Source organism: Nocardia sp. CDC160, assembly GCF_035818795.1.
Classification (GTDB): Bacteria; Actinomycetota; Actinomycetes; order Mycobacteriales; family Mycobacteriaceae; genus Nocardia.
On the sequence record NZ_JAYKYT010000003.1, the window covers coordinates 426,416 to 441,771 of the forward strand.

Annotated in this window: 19 protein-coding genes; 14 read left to right on the forward strand and 5 right to left on the reverse strand. The window is 63.8% G+C overall.

Annotated elements, in window-relative coordinates; all coding sequences use genetic code 11:
* Positions 1-20: 20 nt before the first annotated feature.
* The 3 genes from VMT40_RS16585 to VMT40_RS16595 all read right to left on the reverse strand — a co-directional run bounded on the left by VMT40_RS16585 (position 21) and on the right by VMT40_RS16595 (position 2,396).
* Positions 21-1,601: an AMP-binding protein gene (locus VMT40_RS16585; protein ID WP_326359098.1), complete on the reverse strand. Its 1,581-nt coding sequence runs from the start codon at positions 1,599-1,601 to the stop codon at positions 21-23.
* Positions 1,602-1,641: 40 nt separating this feature from the next.
* Positions 1,642-1,983, reverse strand: a complete 342-nt coding sequence (locus VMT40_RS16590) for a hypothetical protein (protein ID WP_326359099.1) — start codon at positions 1,981-1,983, stop codon at positions 1,642-1,644.
* A 188-nt stretch (positions 1,984-2,171) separates the two neighbouring features.
* Complete coding sequence (locus VMT40_RS16595; protein WP_326359100.1) at positions 2,172-2,396, reverse strand: hypothetical protein; 225 nt, start codon at positions 2,394-2,396, stop codon at positions 2,172-2,174.
* A 232-nt stretch (positions 2,397-2,628) separates the two neighbouring features.
* Between VMT40_RS16595 and VMT40_RS16600 the strand changes: the two genes are divergently transcribed.
* Together VMT40_RS16600 and VMT40_RS16605 are read left to right on the forward strand one after the other, a co-directional pair.
* Positions 2,629-3,546 carry a hypothetical protein gene (locus VMT40_RS16600; RefSeq protein WP_326359102.1) on the forward strand — a complete coding sequence of 306 codons (918 nt, stop codon included), beginning with the start codon at positions 2,629-2,631 and terminating at the stop codon, positions 3,544-3,546.
* A gap of 180 nt (positions 3,547-3,726) precedes the next feature.
* Positions 3,727-4,896, forward strand: coding sequence for a YhgE/Pip domain-containing protein (locus VMT40_RS16605; protein WP_326359103.1), 1,170 nt, complete (start codon positions 3,727-3,729; stop codon positions 4,894-4,896).
* Here VMT40_RS16605 and VMT40_RS16610 read toward each other — a convergent pair.
* Positions 4,881-5,294 (reverse strand): hypothetical protein, encoded by a 414-nt coding sequence (locus tag VMT40_RS16610; RefSeq protein WP_326359104.1) that lies wholly within the window; start codon positions 5,292-5,294, stop codon positions 4,881-4,883. The two genes, VMT40_RS16605 and VMT40_RS16610, sit on opposite strands and share 16 nt — an antisense overlap.
* 241 nt (positions 5,295-5,535) lie before the next feature.
* Between VMT40_RS16610 and VMT40_RS16615 the strand changes: the two genes are divergently transcribed.
* From VMT40_RS16615 to VMT40_RS16650, 8 genes are all read left to right on the forward strand, one after another.
* Positions 5,536-5,751: a hypothetical protein gene (locus VMT40_RS16615; protein WP_326359105.1), complete on the forward strand. Its 216-nt coding sequence runs from the start codon at positions 5,536-5,538 to the stop codon at positions 5,749-5,751.
* Between the two features lie 135 nt (positions 5,752-5,886).
* On the forward strand, positions 5,887-6,366 hold the full coding sequence (locus VMT40_RS16620) for a nitroreductase family protein (protein ID WP_326359106.1): 480 nt from the start codon (positions 5,887-5,889) through the stop codon (positions 6,364-6,366).
* Positions 6,367-6,524: 158 nt separating this feature from the next.
* A complete protein-coding gene (locus VMT40_RS16625) occupies positions 6,525-7,715 on the forward strand; it encodes an ATP-binding protein (protein ID WP_326360214.1) in 1,191 nt (396 codons plus the stop codon).
* Positions 7,716-8,130: 415 nt separating this feature from the next.
* Entirely contained in the window at positions 8,131-9,210 is a 1,080-nt protein-coding gene (locus tag VMT40_RS16630; protein ID WP_326359107.1) for a replication-relaxation family protein, read from the forward strand.
* A 400-nt stretch (positions 9,211-9,610) separates the two neighbouring features.
* On the forward strand, positions 9,611-10,294 hold the full coding sequence (locus VMT40_RS16635; RefSeq protein ID WP_326359108.1) for an MspA family porin: 684 nt from the start codon (positions 9,611-9,613) through the stop codon (positions 10,292-10,294).
* A gap of 242 nt (positions 10,295-10,536) precedes the next feature.
* Positions 10,537-10,758 carry a hypothetical protein gene (locus VMT40_RS16640; RefSeq protein WP_326359109.1) on the forward strand — a complete coding sequence of 74 codons (222 nt, stop codon included), beginning with the start codon at positions 10,537-10,539 and terminating at the stop codon, positions 10,756-10,758.
* Positions 10,759-11,528: 770 nt separating this feature from the next.
* Complete coding sequence (locus VMT40_RS16645) at positions 11,529-12,089, forward strand: hypothetical protein (protein ID WP_326359111.1); 561 nt, start codon at positions 11,529-11,531, stop codon at positions 12,087-12,089.
* Positions 12,090-12,099: 10 nt separating this feature from the next.
* A complete protein-coding gene (locus VMT40_RS16650) occupies positions 12,100-12,387 on the forward strand; it encodes a hypothetical protein (RefSeq protein WP_326359113.1) in 288 nt (95 codons plus the stop codon).
* A gap of 67 nt (positions 12,388-12,454) precedes the next feature.
* Here the strand turns inward: VMT40_RS16650 and VMT40_RS16655 are convergent, their stop codons facing one another.
* The gene (locus VMT40_RS16655) at positions 12,455-13,681 is read right to left on the reverse strand and encodes a helix-turn-helix domain-containing protein (RefSeq protein WP_326359114.1); all 1,227 of its coding nucleotides are present in this window, start codon (positions 13,679-13,681) and stop codon (positions 12,455-12,457) included.
* 180 nt (positions 13,682-13,861) lie between these two features.
* On the opposite strand from VMT40_RS16655, the gene VMT40_RS16660 reads away from it, so the two are divergent.
* From VMT40_RS16660 to VMT40_RS16675, 4 genes are all read left to right on the forward strand, one after another.
* Positions 13,862-14,038 (forward strand): hypothetical protein, encoded by a 177-nt coding sequence (locus VMT40_RS16660; protein ID WP_326359115.1) that lies wholly within the window; start codon positions 13,862-13,864, stop codon positions 14,036-14,038.
* 3 nt (positions 14,039-14,041) lie between these two features.
* The gene (locus tag VMT40_RS16665; RefSeq protein WP_326359116.1) at positions 14,042-14,299 is read left to right on the forward strand and encodes a MarR family transcriptional regulator; all 258 of its coding nucleotides are present in this window, start codon (positions 14,042-14,044) and stop codon (positions 14,297-14,299) included.
* Between the two features lie 102 nt (positions 14,300-14,401).
* Complete coding sequence (locus VMT40_RS16670; RefSeq protein WP_326359118.1) at positions 14,402-14,647, forward strand: hypothetical protein; 246 nt, start codon at positions 14,402-14,404, stop codon at positions 14,645-14,647.
* 423 nt (positions 14,648-15,070) lie between these two features.
* The gene (locus tag VMT40_RS16675) at positions 15,071-15,289 is read left to right on the forward strand and encodes a hypothetical protein (RefSeq protein ID WP_326359119.1); all 219 of its coding nucleotides are present in this window, start codon (positions 15,071-15,073) and stop codon (positions 15,287-15,289) included.
* The last annotated feature ends 67 nt before the right edge of the window (positions 15,290-15,356 follow it).

Sequence of the window (15,356 nt, forward strand, 5' to 3'; positions counted from 1 at the left end):
CGAGGAGAACTGACGCGGCGTCACGCCATCTCGGCACCGGATGTCATGGAATGGCCTGCGGTGTAGTCGGTCTGGAGCTGGCGCTTGTGGACCTTGCCGCTGTCGTCGCGGGGTAGGGACTCGACGATGCGGATATGTGTCGGCACCTTATAGCTGGCCAGCTGGGACGAGAGTGCCTTGCGGACAGCTGATTCCGTGAGGTGGATGCCGGGGCGGGGTTGGATGTGGGCGGCGACGGCCTCGCCTAGGTCGCCGGTGTCGGGGACGCCGAAGACCGCGACGTCCTCGACGTCTTGCAGGGCGATGAGGGCGTTTTCGATTTCGGCGGGGTAGATGTTGACGCCGCCTCGGATCACTACTTCGGAGTCTCGGCCGGTGAGGTACAGGTAGCCGTCGGGGTCGAGGTAGCCGAGGTCTCCGACCCAGAGCATGCCCGGTACGGGTGAGGGCGGGGTGCCGAGATTGAGGTATTCGAAACGCGGCCAGTAGTCCGCGCCTCGGACGTAGACGCGTCCGAGTTCGCCTGCGGGGAGCGGGTTTCCGTGCTCGTCGGCGATGAGGACCGCCGAACCGTCGGCGGGGCGGCCGACGCTGCCCGGGTGGGTGAGCCATTCGCTGGCGCTGATCCAGGTGATGGTGCCCGCCTCGCTGCAGCCGTAGAACTCCCAGAGCGCATCGCCGAACAGGTCGATGGCTGCCCGTTTGAGCGCGGGCGGGCAAGGGGCGGCGGAGTGGATGACGTGGGTCAGGCTCGAGAGATCGTAGGTCGCGCGTTCTTCGGCGGGCACGCTCAGGATGCGGGAGATCATGGTGGGCACGATCTTCACCTGCCGAATGCGGTGCGCTTGGACCAGGCGGAGGAACTCGCGCGCATCCCATTTGGGCATGATCACGATGTCCGCGCCCATGCGCAGGCCGAGCACGGCCAATGCGTTCGGACTGGTGTGATACAGCGGACCGGCCACCAGCATGGGCACACCCGGCGCGAGGCCAGCGCGTTGCGCGTTCGATCCGGCGATGGTGAGCAGCTGCTGCGGCATCATCTTCTCTCGCGCAACACCTTTGGGCTTTCCGGTGGTGCCCGAGGTATAGATGACGCCCATGCTGTCGGCGATCGCGCCCTCGATATGCCCGACCGGATCGGGTTGCGCGGCAATCACTTCCTCGAGCAGTTCGTGACGGCCGGTGGGCTCGACCAGCCGCGAATCCCATCGGCCCGCGGCGAGCAACTCCGCCGACATGCCGATCTCGACGATTCGCGCATCGCTCGCGGCGAGCTCACAGGCCGCCTCCACCACCGGCACGAATTCGGTGTGCGCGAAGATCATTCGCACGTTCGCGTCGGTCAGAACGTGCGCCACCTCGGAAGCGGTCCAACGAGTATTGACCGGCAGCGGATTCGCCCCGGTAGCGGCAACTCCAACCGAGACCTCGAGAAACTCGATGTCGTTGCGCGCCATGATCACACACTTGTCCCCACGCCCAACCCCGGCGTCCAACACCGCCGCCCCAAGCCGCCCCGCGCGCTCGAGCACCTCCGGCTGGGTACGGCAGCGTCCGCCGCAGATCAGTGTCGGAGTCTTCAGCACAGCATCGGTCACAGCCGACAGTCTGCCATCGCCACGATCCCGCGGCCCCGCCTCACCAGAAGCCGAGCTGACTGCCGAATACGATAACCGCCATCAGCACCGTGGCGAATCCGGCAATCGCTGCGCCGATGAACCAGCCCAGTCCCGTCGAATCCGGTTGCGGTGGAACAGGGCCGATTACACCGGTCGTGAGCCTCGACACCGGTGCTCGCCCGAAGGTCGGGGCGCGGTAGTAGACCTGGGTGACCTGCCCGGCGACGACCGGAACAACCGCTTGCACAGGTCTTCTCACCACCTGCTGCGGCGCCACGGCGACGGCGTGCTCTCCTGGTACCACCGGGATGTAGCTACTGCCCCACCGCACATTCGGCACCGACTGCCCATCGATCGCCATCCACACCGTCGGAAGCACTATCGACCACGCCGGATGCGTAGCGTGGAGCCGAATACCCGTGGGACCCGGTCCATCGAGTACGAAACGCCATCCGTGCCATCGGATGTCGACCGCGGAATCTGCATGTCTGGTTATCGACACGACCGCAATCCACGTAAACGGTCGCGGGCCGGGCCCCGAGGGGTGGATCAGTTGTCGTTGTGGAACAACAGGCGGCCGATCATCTCGCCGAGAGCGTGACCGGAGCCCGCGGCGCTGCCCGAGCCGAATCCGCTGATATCGGCATTCTGCTGGGTCACGGCGGTCGGCTCGAGCGTGATCTCCGCGGACGCGGTGCCCGCGGTGGTCAGGATGGCCGCGGCGACAATGGACACGCCCAGCCCGGTGCGAACGAGAGCATTCTTGATGGTCATGGGTTTTCCTCCCCCTGCCGCCCGCAGGCGACATAAGTGATCTTGACCCGGGAATTCTGTACTGCCACAACAACTCCCCACAACCAACCCGTATCGGTCGTCGTATCGGTATCCGCGCCCCGTCTCAGCAGAACCCGGTTTCTCATTGATCGTTGGCGTGACCATCAATATGGAGTATCGTTGGTGTAGCCATCATTGGCTACACCATCAATAATTCGCAAGAGGAATCCCCATGTCAGCTGTTTCCCGAATCGCAGGGATCTGCGTGGCCGTCGCGGCGTCGTTCGCGACCGCGCTGGTCCCGCCGCTCGGATCGGGCCCGGCGTCTGCCGAAAATACCGATGCGGCAAAGTATTTCGGCACCTGGAACTACGACCTGCCCGACAACGCGACCCTGAACAATATCGACGTGCTGGCCTGCCCCGACGGTACCGGAGCGTGCGACCGGGACCTGCCACTGCCGCTGCGGGTACCGCAGGTCGGGTGGGTGACGTTCGCGCCCGGACCGAACGGCACGGTCGACGGGCACACCGATCAGGGCTGTACCTGGAACTTCGCCGTGCACGCCGATGGCCTCGAACTGTCGTCGACCACCCAGGAATGCTTCAACAAGAACATCGGCTCGGCCGGGAATCTCACCAAGTGGTCGGTCAGGGTGGACGGCACCAAGGAGACCGAATCGATCGTGGCGATCAGCCATCAACCCAATGGGGTCGACATCATCGGCACAATGGCGTCCGGCTCCCGCACCAAAGTCGGTGAGAGCGCGGAGAACAAGCGATTCGTCGACCATTACCTCGGCGATTTCACCTACGCCCCGGCCGACTTCCAGACCCTCACGAATGTGGTCTCCACCAGCACCGGAAACGCCTACCCGCAACAGGGCACCATCCACTTCACCCGCAAGTCCGACAGCACGATCACCGCCCACACACCCGACGGCTGCGACTGGTCCCTCGAAGTCCGCGGCAATACCGCCGAACTCGCCCCCGACACCCAAACCTGCCACACCCCGACCGGCGACCTCACCCTCCGCTATTGGGGTCTCGCCACCGACGGCCACCAGATGAACGCCTTCCTGTCCGGCTCCACCCCACCGGCCACCGACATTTACCTTTTCGTCGGCGACCTGACCAGGTCCGCCACCTGAGGTAACTCGGACAGCTTGGTCCGACGCGCGTTGGCGAACACGCCGCGACGCATCGCGTCGGACCAAGGTGGCCAGCTGTTAGCGTCACGAGCTGTGCTGGCGACGACCGACGAGGGGGGCGCGGATCACGGGCCCAGGAACTGGGATCACAGGTTCTGGGCCGTTCCCCTGGTTGTGGCTATGGGGTTGCTGAGTCTGTTGGCGCTGTCGTATCTAGGAAGCATTCTCGACCCCCAGCGGCATCTGCACGACTACCCGCTGGTCGTGGTGAATGCCGATCGGGGCGAGTACGGCGGGCGAGTCGCGGATGCGGTCATCGCGGCCCTGCCTGCCGACCAGGTACAGGTCCGCCTGGTCGAGGCTGCCGTCGCGGACGATCTGATGTCGGCCGGAAAAGCCTACGGCGCGATCCTGATTCCCTCGGATTTCACCGCCCGGCTCACCGCCCTCGACGGGCTCGCGGCCGGGGACGGCACGCCACCGCGGATCGACATCCAGACCAATCCGCGGGCGGGCACGACGGCCGTCACCCTGACCGTCGAGCTCCTCACCCCGATTCTCGAGCGCATCAACCGGGACCTCGGCATCGAGACGGTCGACCGGGCCCGAGCCAATGGCGTCCCACTCTCGGACGCGGCCCTGGCCGGACTCGATGAGCCAATTCGGGTGCAGGCCAGCCAGTTCCGGCCATTACCCGAGGGGACCGCCAACGGGATCTCCGCCTTCTACTACACGCTCCTGGTGGTGTTCGCCGGATTCACGGCCAGCACATTGATCAACAGCGGCGTCGACGCCTCGGTGAAAAATGTTGGGGCACAGTCGAAATGGCGAATACTGCTGTTCAAATGGGCACTCGCGGCGGTGGTGGCACTGACCATGGCGGGCGTGTATCAACTCATCGCGCGATGGCTCGGCATGCCCCTCACCCATCCGCTGCTGCTCTACTTCTTCAGCACCTTCGCCTCCCTGGCCATCGGCATGACCGCACTGGCGAACCTCACGGTCGTATCCACCCTGGCCACCGCCCTGCGCGCCCCCACCCTGATCAACCTCGGCATGCCGATCAACATGCTGCTCTTCGTCGCCCTGGGCCTACCCTCCTCGGGCGGTATCGTCCCCATCGAAGCGGCACCACGCCCCTACGGCATCCTCGCCGCCTTCGAACCGATGCACCAGGTCTTCCTCGGCATCCGATCGATCCTCTATTTCGACGCCCGCACCGACGCCGGTCTGACCCGCGCCCTCGTCATGTGCACGGCCGGAACGATTTTCGCCGTAATCGTAGGCATCCTCACCACCCTCGGCTACGACCGCCTGCACAACCATGCCCGGAATCAGCCCAGTTCGTAGGACTCCCGGGCAATCCGGAACTTGTGACCGGTGGTCGCGTCGGTGCAGGTGATGCCCTCGGGCATACTCAGGCAGGTCAGATTGCCCACGGTGGTGGAATGGTTGAAATACAGGGTGGGCAGTCCATCGGCCGCCACCGAAACGCTGCCACAGCCGAACGCGGGCGCACTCCCCTCATTCAGCGCGATATGACTCCCCCAACTGCCCCCCGTGCACCAGTCGGGTCGCGGCGGCGGAGTGTAGGTGTAGTTGGCGATATCGCAGACCACACTGTCACCCCCACCGATCGCGGTGGTGAACTGGCAAACGATATTGCCTGAGGGCGAACGGAATTGGAGCAGTTCGGCAGGCATGGCATGCGCAGTGCCACCACCGGCCCCGGCCGTGACACCGGCCATGACAACGGTGGCGCAAAAGATCAGCGCGCGAGCAGAATCCCTTGTGGCCGCCCTCATACCGGCGGCAGCTGTTCCCATCACGATGTCATCGTGACCGCCCAACATTTCACCGACCTTACAAAACCCTAAAGCACCTGGTCGCTCCACCCCATGCCTTGGGGGACAACAGAATTGGTGGCACGATCCGCACGTCCCACCTCGCTAGTGTCGCCTCGTAATCCCCCAATCAGAGGAGCACAACTTGTCCATCACACGCTTGGCGGCAGCAACCCTCATCACGGGCGCGGCAATGCTCACGCTCGGCACCACCGCAGCCACCGCCGAGATCCCCCTGGACCCGCCCGCACCCCAAATCCAGGCCCCTCAAATCCAAGCCCCTCAACCCATCGCGGGCTTGCCCTCCACAGGCTCACTCGGCGCCACCTGCACCCCCACCAACGGCGTCATCGTCTGCTGATTCCCCGCTGCATACCCGGCGACCGATCCTCCGATCGGTCGCCGCCCAGCCGATCCGGGCCGTGGGCACACGGCAGGGCCTGGGCGGCGCGGTAATGTCGGCGCGATGTGCGGGACGATCCAGGGTTTGCGGTCCGTGCGGCACTTTCGAGCGGATCCGGTGCCGCGGGAAGTGGTCGAGGAAATCATCGAGGTGGCTCGGTGGACCGGGTCGGCGCGAAATCGGCAGCCGTGGCGTTTCGTCGCGGTTAGTGCGCCGCAGGTACGAGAGCGGCTGTCCGGATTCGGCGGATACGCCCTGCACCTCGCGAACGCACCCCTCGTCCTAGTGCTCGCTTCCCACGACAACGGATTCGCCGACACCGAATTCGACATGGGCCGCCTCGCCCAATCAGTCTGCTTGGCCGCCGCCCACCACGGCCTCGGAACCTGCGTAACCACCTTCCACCCCGCCAACAACATCCACCGCGCCGCCGACCTCCTAGCCCTCCCCTCCGACTGGCTCCCCCGCCACGCCATCGCAATGGGCTACCCGGCCCCCACCAAACCCACCGCCCCCACCGCAATCCCCCGAGGCCGCAAATCAGTACCCGAACTACTCACCTGGGTGCAGTAACCAAACCCAAAGGCCGCAGGTCAATAACCTGCGGCCTTTGTCGCTCCATCGGACCCGTTGCGACGAATCAACCGCGATAAGGGCGACAAATCAACCAGAAACCCTCCGACGAATCAACCACCACCTGAGCGACGAATCAACCAGCAGAATAGCGACAGATCAACCTTGTCAATGGTGCACGGCAATCCTGCAAGAGCACTCTGGTCCGCCTCGTCGCGAAGGGACGCGAAGCCGAATGGCGCGACCTCGACGTCACCCTGACCAGACAGGCCGCGCTCAACGACCCGGACGGATTCGTCGACTCGCCCAACCTGATGGTGATCGACGAGATCCAGCGCGCACCCGAACTGTTGCTGGCCATCAAGGCGCAAGTAGACGCGGACGGCCGCCCCTGCCGATACCTGCTGACCGGATCGGCACGCATACTCGGACTGCGGGCATTGCCGGACACCCTGGTCGGCCGGATGGAGACCATCGAACTGTGGCCCTTCTCCCAAGGCGAGATCGACGGCACGCCCGATGCCTTCATCGACGCGGTCTTCACTCACCGAGACAAGTTGCGTCACGACACGACCGTGCCGCGAGCCGACTACGCCGAGCGGATCGTCCGCGGCGGTTTCCCAGAAGCTATCGCGCGAAGCACCGACAAGCGACGCAGGGCCTTCTTCGACTCCTATGTCGGCGACATGATCACCCGTGACATCCGCCAACTGTCGGAGATCGAGCGCACCTCCGAGATGCGCGCCCTGCTGCAGCTTGTCGCGGCCCGCTCCGGACAGCTGCTCGCGAACACCTCTCTCAGCAGCGACCTCGCCCTTGGAGCCTCGACGGTCAAACGCTATCTGACCCTGCTCGAAGAGGTTTACCTGATCAAACGGATACCGGCATGGTCCAGGAACCTGAGCAATCGGGCGACCATGATCCCAAAGGTGGCATTCGTCGACTCCGGCATCGCAGCGAACCTTCTGGGAGCCGACGTGCGTAACATGTTGCGCCCCAATGGCCGATTCGGTCCGCTGTTGGAGGGATTCGTGCTGATGGAACTCGCACGCCAACGCACATGGTCCGACGAGGACGTCCAGATGTACCACTACCGCACCAAGGACGGAGTCGAAGTCGACGCCGTCCTCGAGAACCGTCGCGGTGAAGTCGTCGGCATCGAAGTCAAAGCCGCCTCCACCGTAGGACCGGACGACTTCCGCCACCTCCGCCACCTCGCCGAACGCCTCGGCGACGACTTCCTCGTCGGCATCGTGCTCCACACCGGCCAACAAACGCTGCCCTTCGGACCCAAGATGCTAGCCATGCCCGTCAGCGCCCTCTGGGAAGTGCCGAGCCCCGAACACTGACCAGATCGGAAGTTGGCCAACCAGTTTCACCCCGAACGACCTGCGCCAAGAAAACACGAAAGGCCCGATGTCGCCATCGAGCCTTCCTTCGAGTGGACCTGACGGACCAGCATACGAACCGCGCGGTGCTGGTGGACGGGCCCGACATTATGATCCGCGCGGTAGGCACGCGGCAACCCGTTGGCGGTGATGCCCGATGAACGGCCATGACGACCGTGCGCCTGCGGATGGGGTGGCGTTTGGTGGCGCGGATGGATCGGCGGGTGCTCGGCGTCCTATAGCCGCCACCCCAAACGCCGAACAGGAGAAGAGCATCCGGGCCGGTCGGACGCACATTCGACGGTCGGGGGCGAAATCCAGAATGAGTATCAATATTCACTCATATTCACCCGTAGGGCCGCGTAGCGGCCGTTGTGTGCATCGCGGCGGCCACCCGGACGCCGGTCCGTGGTTCCGTCTGCTCGACCGCGACCGACGCCTGCTCGCCCTTCTTGCTGAACACAAGGTGCTCACCACCGACCAGATCGCTACGATCGAGTTCGCCTCGGTACGGCGGGCACAGGACCGGCTGCGCAAACTGCGCGAAATGGGCATGCTGTTCGCCTTCCGCGAATCCCTGTACGGCGGCGGCACCAGCCAGACACGTCATGCCCTCGGCTATCTCGGAGCCCGCCTGATCGCGGCCCAGCGAGCACAGAAGCCGCCCGCACCGAGTGCACACGCACTCGATCTGGAGCGATTGGCGTGCTCACCGATGCTCAATCACCGCCTGGGCGTCAACGACTTCTTCTGTGCGTTGGCTGCCCATCGCAACCCAACCCGCCATGCCCTTTCGAACCCGGCGCAGGGTCTGACGCAATGGTGGTCGGAAAGGCAATGCGCCGAGGTGTTCTGGACCAACTACTCAGGCGATGACAAACTCACCCCCGACGGCTACGGCTGCTGGGAACAGGACGGCCGCACGGTACGGTTCTTCCTCGAATATGACACCGGCACAGAGTCCTTGAGCATCGTCACCGCCAAACTCACCAACTATCACGGCTTCCCGACCGACCGCTTCGGAATCCTGCTGTTCTCCCTGCATTCGGCACGCCGCGAAACCGGGCTACGAACCGCACTGCGCCGCGAGGTCAGCAGCTTCGCCCCCAGCCTTGTCATCGCGACCACCTCCCGCGACCTGACACACCCCGACGGCCCAGCAGGATCGGTATGGGCACTGTGGACGCCCCACATCGGCGACGCCGACACGGGGCGATTGCGGCTGGCAGACTTGCCCGAGCGCGGACCGCGAATCCTCCACCACGCCAGCACGCCTCAGCCCTACGCCGAGGCAGCCTTCGACCATTTCGACCCGACGATCCAAGACCTGCTGTACCTCAACAAGACTCGGTCTACCACGCCGTCTTCGATCGGACACTCGAACGACGAGACCGGTCCGGCTCACTTCGATGACACCATGATCGAAATTCCGCCACCCGATGATGACTGGGCTTGATCAGCCCCGGGTTATTTAGCAAGCCTTTCGACGATGCGACCCACTGGCCGGACAATACCGGCGAATCGCCCCCCTTGCAGCAACCGACGCAAACGCCGACGATGCATCCGACCTGATGTCCGGCACTGACGACGATCGGCTTACCGTTGCCTCCCGAAGATTGACGGCGGTCGATCCGGTTGTCCGGCAGGTGCTTTGGCAACCCAGCAGAAGTCAACAACGGCGAAGGCCGCCCGCCGCGGCCTCCGAGTTTCCATTTCCTCGGCGATCACCCGGCGTGTTGGATGACTGAATACGCTGGTCACAGCAGGTCAGCCGCTACTGTGGCCCGGGGCTTGAGCGTTATCTCTGGTAATAGACCATCTGTTGACAAGAAAAGAGTTGGTGGAAGGGGGCGAGCGTGCTGCCACGCTGGCGTGGCTTCCGGCCGATCATGGGCGCAGTTTTCCCGGCCGTGACAGTGCTGATCGTGGGCGTGTCCTCCGCTGGTGCCGGATTCGCCGACACAACGATCGACAAGTCCCGGATGAAGGAAACTCCGGAGGGCTGGGAGATCTCCATCGCGAAAACCGAAGAGAACCTTGATCGCTGGCCACCGCTCAACGCAGCCGCATTCTCCCGCGAGGCCTTCTTCTCCGCAACGGTAAGTGCCTCGATCGACGGCCACGGCCGTACCCCAGTGCGATCCGGAATCATCTCGATGGGATTGATGATCGGCTGCAACACCGATGTCTCACCTGGACTCACAATGGGGATGACCGGTACCCTCGGCGCGAATTTGGGTGCCCTCGGAACCGGCACCGTCACCCAATACCCTGCTGGCACAGCCGGACTCAACGGCGGCGTAAACGCAGGCGTCTCCCCGATGGTTCAGGTCACGCTGCGCCCGGGAACCATTACCACGGTTGCGCTGGCCGCCAAATCGATGGCCGCCTCGACAGCAGACCTCGCGGTCGAAGGTGTCGCTCTACACGTCGATTCCTGTATGGGACAGGTAGCGATGAGGTCGATCGCAACTCTGACCATTTCGACCGCCACCCGGGACAACTCGGTCACCGTATACGGCGAACCAGTGTCCTTTTGATGAGCCCTACATACAGCGTAACCGTATTGTCGCAATCTTCCTGCATCATCGCTGCCTGCGGATGTTCATGCTCGCGATAGCATCACTTATCTGATCTTGATCGTGTCTTTGCAAGAAGCTGTTCTCGCGTTTCCCGTACATCGAGTCCTACGACGCAGCACAGGAAGGGCACGACCTGTGACCACAGCACCCATCACCACAAAGATTCGACAGCGACCCCTGCTGCCCAGTCGAACAATGAGATGATAACGCTGGTTGCCGCATTGGCGGTCGGGCTGGCCATGCTGATCGCAGCATTCTTCTATCTGAACAAGATGCCGGGGTGGGCGGACCGATACGGCGCGATCTGGATCTATCTCGGGTTCTTCGCATATATGTCGATCGCTGGCCGTCTGTTCTGGAAGGGTGCCGATGGGATTATCGAACGCCTGCGCGCTCCCCGGACCACCAGCACACCACGATGACGGTACCTGCAAACGTGCGGTGGCCGTTGCGGCGGATTATCGCCGCCGCTGCGCTCGTCACTGGCATGGGAGGCATCTCCGCAACATGGTGGACTACCAGCCTGACGCTGGCCCAACAGCCTCCGATCTGCATTCCCTCGCCCGGAGTGTCGTGCCCACCGCCTCCTCCGCCGCCACCACAGAACCCAGGCCCGGCGACTACAGCCCCTGTGCCGAATCCAGCAATGCCCACGCTCTCCACCCCGCCTGGCAGCGGTGGCGGACCCAACGGCGGCGCATACGTTCCACCCGCCCCTGGCCCATACAATGGCACTCCCATTGTGCCGGTCCCCGGTGCACCCGAACCTGTCCTTCCAGGTAACCCACCACCTGTCGCCCCCGAGGTACCGAATCCAGCTCCGGAGCAGCCCACAGCTGGTGAGGTGCCTGCACCTGCCCCGTTGGCGCCCGGTGATGACATTGTGAGCCAGCTTGAGCGTGCCGCGAAACTGCACGAGCAGGGTTTGTTGTCGGATCGAGAGTTCGCTGACGTTAAACAGCGCCTGCTCCAGGAAAATCCATTGCCGAGCGCCCCTACGCCGCCACCCACAACCGACTCGACTGCTCCGCCCAGCTCAGACGAATCAGGATCAGATCCGCGAATACCTCTGTTGCTACTCGTCGGCGTCACATCGTTCTTGGCGCCTGCGTTGCGATTTCGGCCCGGAATACAGCAGGTGAGCAATATCCCGGGCGGGTCCGAACCTTGGACCTATGACGACACTTATACGGTGGACGGCGACCTGGCGAACACCTTTGTGATCTGGGATCCGTCAACTGGCAAGTACTTCTCCCAGCCTGGCGCGCAATCGGCACCAACGGCGGTCGGCCCAGCGTCGAAAATCGTTACGGTCGCCGATGCATGGGCCGCGTTGCAGCGCTGCTACAACTGTGTCTTTCCGATCGGCGGCGCGCCAAAACAAATGCCCAAAGTCGGCGACCGGCTCGACTTGAGTGTGGGAGCTGGCGGGCACGCCCCACTTAACAAGTCATTCCCGGTCGAAGTCACTCAGATGGATTACGACGGTAAAGAGATCAATATCGAGTACGCGACCCTGGAAGGTCATCCAGACGGGGTCGGCTCGACCATCCACTTCCGGATCTTCAAAAATAGTGACGGCGAACTGTCGTTGGAGGCCATCGGGCGAATAGCTGGCGGCATGGGCTCGCTTGGAGGTGGTCCGGCCCGCACGGGCTACGACCTCATCAGCAGTTTTCCCTGGCAACGGTTCATGAACAACCTGGTCATCTACGGGTTGGAGGAGCACTACGGTGATCGATGGGCGAAGTAGCGGCAGATCCGTGAAGACGTGGCTGCGATACTGCGGTCAATTGCTTCTTGGGTTGGTTGTCGGCGCAGCACTCACGGTAATCTGTGTTTTTGCTTCAGCTCCACTATTGTTTACATCGGCCGTCGCCATCGGGCCAGTCGCCGCGTTTGCCGTCTATTTGACAATCATCGCGGTCGCTGCGATACGAAATCGCGGTCAGAGCATCAATCATGATGTTGTCCGCTTTCTTGCTGGCATGGCGATCGTCCCTCTTTACGGCACGGTGATATTTCTCGATTGGGTCTTCTCTCGGCGATAAGAAGGACGTGGCAATTTCAGAGCTGAAAGTATGTCGGTGAGATCGTCTGCTAGCGAATCGCTTTCCGCTAGGCGCGAATGCCCACTCTCTGGCTCAGTGCGCGGACGTCGGTGCGCATGCCCGTCGGTGGCTTCTTCAGCAGGTCGTGGAGCATGTCGCGGGCGAAGCCGTTGTAGCGGATCGTTTCGGGGGCGGTCTGTTCGGATTTCGCCAGCATTGTGAGTGCTGCAGTGTCCTCGTCGCGTTGCATGTGGGCGCGGGCGACCTCGATGAGGTGGCGGCCGCGGCGGGGGATGGAGACGATGTGGTCGGGGTCGATGGAGTGGGCTGCACGCAAAGCCTCGCCGGGCTGGCGCAGTTCCACGCCCAGAGTCGTTGCGTGCGCGGCCATCACCGGCTGGGAGAAGCTGGTCTGCACGTGCCGATAGGTCGGGCCGAGCTGCTGGGCGATGCGGTCGGCCTGTTCGAGGCCGCGCCACGCATCGCCGGAGCGGCCACGTCGGCCGTGGACGTAGGCGATCTCGAACTCCAGCGCACCGACGATGCCGTGCCAATCGTCGGGAGTGCCTTCGCGGTCGAGGTAGGGGGTGATCTGGTCAATCGCGTTGCGGGCCAGCGCGATTGCCTCCTCCCATCGTCCGGAGTCGCGTAAGGCTTGCACCATCGCCCAGGCACTGCACGCGATCACGTACGGGTCGTCGGCCTCATATCCCTCGTTAACCGCGCGGTCGGCGACCATCCACACCAACTCCGGCGCAGGCTGATAGGCGACATAGAAATCGGCCAACTGATACACACCGGCCAGGGTCCGGCGCGCGGCGCGGCGGTCTTCGGCGGTACGCGCGGCGGTCTGGGCGTCGCGGATCAGACCCGGCAGCAGCGCACCCAGCTGCGAACGGTGGTCGGGGCTGGAATGGCGGATCCGCCACGCCTTGCGCAACCTTTCGGCCAGATGGTCGAGGCTGATCGATCGATCGCTGGGCGAGATGCGGTAGTCGGTCAGAGCGGCCTGCACATCGGTGAGAGCGGCGTGGCGTTCGCCCGCGAACACTGTCACCGGAACAGCGTGATCGTCTCCGGTGAGGGTGGCAAGGTCGTCCAGGTCAAGAACGCGGGCAATGCGAAGCAGGAGGTCGAGGCTTGGTGTGCGCTGAATCTTGCCGTTTTCCAGGGCCTTCAGCCATTCGGCGGAGCGTCCGATCTGCGCAGCGAGTACCGGCCGCGCCATGCCGACACGTTCTCGGTGCAGCCGCACTCGCTGTCCGATCTCGGTGGGAGTTGCTGAACCACTCACGGGACGGCCTCCTCGTGCTGTGACGACAATCGCCAGCGTAACGGCATTGGGGGTACGTTCGTACCCGTTCACGGCGTCGGCCGGGCATACGTTCCACGTTGCCCCGACGTCGGTTCGATCACCAGTCCCCGGCGTCGGGTGCACTCCAACACCGTTCCAGGGACATGGAGAACACCCGACATGGAAATCATCGTTGTCGCCACCCTCATCGCGCTACTGCTGTTTTTCCTCGCCGCTCATACGCTGCCGGACGCCGAACGCACGCAGCGGCCGAAGCGGCTGACCGTCGCCGACATTCAAGCGCGCCTCGCAGCCGAACCGCCACGACCGTTTGTACCGATCAGCAGGGGGTGGTGAGCGATGGCGTTCACCGAACCCGAGGCGAAAGTCCTTGGCGCACTGGCGAACCTCGACCCGCCACGCGCGCTGACCGTGCGGCAACTCTGCCGCGCGACGTTGTTGCCGGAGACCTCGGTCCATCGGGCACTGCTGCGACTGTCGCGCACCGGGCTGGCGATGGGAACCTTGCAAGGCCCCGTCCGCTGGCGATGCACCGATCGGGGCCGTCTCGCGATCACCCGGCCGGTGTATCGCGACTACGCGGGGACACGACCATGACCAACTACGTGATCGGATTCCTCCGCCCCGACGTGTCGGGCGAGCGGTGGCAGTACGACGAGGCACGTATCCCATAGGCTCGCCGAAGAGTACGGATGGTCGGTGGCACTGGTGTTCTTCGGCGTCCTGAACCGCCCTGGCGCTGTGATCAATCGGCTGATCAATCTCGCCTACACCGAATGCGCGAACGAGGTGATCGCCCCGAGCGTCGACCATTTCGAGCCCGGCGATCTCCCGGCCCTGGTCAAGATCGCCGACGTGATCTGCGCGGACACCGGCATCAGGTACACAAACGACAACCTCAGCGACCAGCCGAAAACCATCACGCTTGGAGAGGGGGTGAACTGATGAAGGCCCTGGAACCAGGCCCGAACGGCAGCAGCCACGACCTGTGGAACGTGCCTGTCAACGCCGACGACGATGGACAAGACCAAACCGGCCTGATCAACCGCAGATAGCGCCACCCACCGCCCCATCCATATTCAAAGCACCCCAGGGACAAGACAATCGCCCCTGAGGTGCTTGCGTATGGCGATACCGATCGTTATCGAACCGTTTCGCACTGAAATGTCGAAATCGGGCCCCTTCTCGGCAGTTAACAGGCGCGCCAAACCTAAATGCCGGACCCAACGGATCTCGTGATTGATGCCAAACCTTGACCGCGGAACACGGAATTGCATCAATTCCGGTCCCAGACGCGGATAAACGCGGGTTCCGCTGCCAGTACAGGGTGACGCCGCTCCAAACGCCGAACATCCCACAGGAGTCCCGATGGAACGCCCCGAACCCGGAAATCACGCCCCGACCGGCACCGAACCCGCCAAGCCGCCCGCCCGCGACCGCGCCCACCAACGCTGGCACATCGACCGAATCAACGCCGAACCCCTCACCACCACCCAACACGACCACGCCATCACCCTCCTCGCCGACCTCATCACCGCATGGACCCACCGCCACCACACCGACAACGGCGAACGGAACGTCGCATGAAAGCCCGCGACCGAAATATCCGACACACCAACACATTTGAAAACCAACCGAGGGACAATAGAACCGA